The organism is Leifsonia sp. SIMBA_070, from assembly GCF_046534635.1.
Taxonomy (GTDB): Bacteria; Actinomycetota; Actinomycetes; order Actinomycetales; family Microbacteriaceae; genus Leifsonia.
In genome coordinates, this window is sequence record NZ_JAWRYK010000771.1 from 1 (window position 1) to 245 (window position 245).

1 protein-coding gene is annotated in these 245 nt (G+C 65.3%); it reads right to left on the reverse strand.

Annotation, left to right across the window (positions count from 1 at the left end; translation table 11 throughout):
• Positions 1 to 245: SDR family NAD(P)-dependent oxidoreductase (locus SB754_RS22315; protein WP_410784465.1), on the reverse strand; the 245-nt coding region annotated here is incomplete at both ends.

Below are 245 nucleotides of genomic sequence, written 5' to 3' on the forward strand. Positions count from 1 at the left end.
GGGCTGATGCAGTTGGAGGTGACGCCGTGGGGGCCGCCTTCCAGGGCGGCAACCTTGGACAGCCCTTCCAATGCATGCTTGGCGCTGACGTAGGCGCTCTTGAAGGCGGACGCCCGCAGTCCATGCACGCTGGAAATGTTGATGATCCTGCCGAACCCCCGTTGGTACATCCCCGGCAGGACAGCGCGGATCAGCAGGAACGGCGACTCCACCATGAGCCGGTGGACCAGGCGGAAGGTGTCCGG